This window comes from Microbacterium gubbeenense DSM 15944, assembly GCF_000422745.1.
Classification (GTDB): Bacteria; Actinomycetota; Actinomycetes; order Actinomycetales; family Microbacteriaceae; genus Microbacterium; species Microbacterium gubbeenense.
Window position 1 is genome coordinate 1 of the sequence record NZ_AUGQ01000057.1, and the last position, 2,620, is coordinate 2,620.

A 2,620-nucleotide genomic window follows, 5' to 3' on the forward strand; every position below is an offset into this window, starting at 1 on the left:
CCCTCGGCTTCCGAAACCTGACGAACTATGTCGCCAGATCACTCCTCGAGAGCGGCGGATTCAGACCCCAGCTACACCCTGGATTGCGATGAGCCGCCAAAGGGCCGCCTCACCGCGGCTATTTGTGCGTCATTCGGCTTCAACAGCGCGGCGCCCACGAAGAATAGCGCTGCCACCAGCGGCCCCATCATGGACTCGGCAAGCAACGACGTAGCGCTCCAGACAGCCAGGAGCACTGTTGCAGGCCGCCCCCAACTATTGCCCATCACGACAAGGAGCAATACAAATGCAATCAGGCCGACAAGTCCGAGTTGATAAGCAAGCACGCCGACGCCGCTCTCCGACCCGCTGGCAAGCCAAGTAGCGAAATCCAGCTCGCTCAACTCATCTGCGAAGTTACGCTGGAAGTTGCCTCCCACTCCGAGCCCGTTACCGAAGATGCGATTCAATCCTCCTTGGATACCGTAGACGAGGCCCGCCAGATGTATGGCGGTACTGTCGCCACCGATCAAACCCATCGGCTCTCGCCAGAGATTAAATATGCCTTCGAACCCCTTGTCGAGTCCGAGGTACGTCAAAATCATGGCTAGACTGATAATCCAGGTGCCAACAATTACGAAGGCGCTATTCCCGCGCACGGGGACCAAAATGGCAATAAGATAAGCAAGAACGGCGATAGCCACCATAAGCAAGCTTGCCTTCGTGGCCGCGGAAATTAATACAAAACCTCCGACGAGGATACTAGCGGAAAGTAAAACGAGGGCGCGTCGCGACTTCTCAGACGACGTAACGAACAGCAAAATCGCGCCGACGACAGCACCGCCCGCGACATACCCGCTGGTGACGGGCTCGACCATGAGCCCGCCGATTCGCTCGAAACGAATACCGAAGAAGTTGGTCCATGTGGAGAGGGACTCCAGTGATGCCTGGTTGTCGGCATTAAGAGTGTGACGCCATCGTGCGGTTCCAACGATGTGCTCCGCCAAAGAGCCAATCGCGAGCAGCAGAAGTGTTGCCGAAACAATAAAACGGAAATAGTTCCGCCTCAACCTCTGGCTGAACGCGGTCGTGGAAGAAATTACAACAAGTGAAATAAGGAAGGGAACAACGAAGTTGCGCGCGTATGCAATCGCCTCAGGTGTGATATCTCGAATCGAAATTACAATAGTCAAAAAGTACAGAAGTATAGCGCAGGCAAGAAAACGTTGAGACTGAAGATACTGGACTATGCGTGGGATCGCGATAATCGTCGCGACGACAATTGCGACTGTTTTAGACTCGGTGACCGCCAGGGAAGGTGAACTGTCGAAGAACGACGAAACAAAGCCGGTCCACCATGCTTGGGTGAGGACGAGGAACATCCAATAGGTTAAAAATAAGAAGGGGCTTACCATCATTAGCCCCGCGCTGAGAGCGATGACTATCAGGATGGAAGTAACATCACCGAAAACCGCTCCAAGCTCGTTTACGACGATCGGCACAGTGTAACTGGCCGCACTCAGGATAAAACAGATTATCGCGTGCCTGGCATAGCCCGTTCGACCTTCGGATAGGAGAAAGGCGCGATCGATCCTCGCAAGAACAAATGAGAACTTAGGCATGACCACCCTCGTTAAAGTCTTTAATTCGTGACCAATTCTTTCTCGCGTGCGATCGCCGAGCAAGGGAATGACCAACCGAGCGGCACGCCAGGAGAAGGAAGCGAGGCCCCCTGATAAGGTACCTGTGCGCGAGGCGCCGTGGCTCGTGGGCTAAGCGAAACAGCCATTCGAGCCCCAGTCGCTGCATGAAAACGGGCGCACGAGTCATGACGCCAGCACTAAAGTCCGCGGCTGCACCTGCTCCGATATAGACGGCCGGCGGAAGCTGAGAATGCCAGCTTCCGAACCACAGCTCTTGTTTAGGCGAGCCCAAGCACAAGAAAACAATGTCGGGTGCGATTTTCTTCAAGGCTTCCACGACAGGTTGTGATGCTGAATCGTCAGGCGCCGAGATCATCGGGAATGGGACAGAGCATAAATCCGCCCCAAATTTGTCTGCCAGATTGTTCGTAGCGAGTTGAGATACCTCCGTGCTTCCTCCAGTAACACCGATCCGCCACCCGCGCTCTTTCCCCACGGAGGCGCATGCGGGCAATAAGTCCGCGCCCGTATTACGGCTTACCTCTGTAGCGCCTAAGACCTTTCCCAACCAGCTAATCGGGGTTCCATCAATCACGACCAGATCGGCGCTTTCGAAAACTGCGCGAAAATTCCAGTCATGCTCGAGGTTCAGCGCCTGATCGACGTTCAAAGTGATTACGAGTGCCGGACGCGACTGGGAGGAAAGCTCTTGCAACTTATCGAGCAAGAGCTGCATGTTAGCCCCGAAGAGCGGCTTTCCCATGAAAGCGAGTTGCCCGTCGATGAGATGGAAGATCGGTCCTTCGACTGGCTGTCGATACTGTCTGGTCATGCACTCCCCAATAGCCGTAGTGGGCCAGGGAGCATGCCGGTCGTCCGGTGCTACCCTCGCGACCACAGCTTATCCTCGATCCACCGATGAGCCTGGGGTGGGCTCAGCTGGCATGATCAGCGGGCGGTGATGTCTCGAGGGCAGGTGTGAGTTCCGGGCATTGCAT

The 2,620-nt window shown here is 55.4% G+C and carries 2 protein-coding genes; both read right to left on the reverse strand.

Annotated features, from left to right (window positions below; translation table 11 throughout):
- Window positions 1-71 precede the first annotated feature (71 nt).
- Window positions 72-1,601 carry a hypothetical protein gene (locus tag G510_RS0113205; RefSeq protein WP_029153993.1) on the reverse strand — a complete coding sequence of 510 codons (1,530 nt, stop codon included), beginning with the start codon at window positions 1,599-1,601 and terminating at the stop codon, window positions 72-74.
- Entirely contained in the window at window positions 1,594-2,454 is an 861-nt protein-coding gene (locus tag G510_RS18105; protein WP_157560683.1) for a WecB/TagA/CpsF family glycosyltransferase, read from the reverse strand. The genes G510_RS0113205 and G510_RS18105 overlap by 8 nt, the downstream gene beginning before the upstream one ends.
- Between the last annotated feature and the right edge of the window lie 166 nt (window positions 2,455-2,620).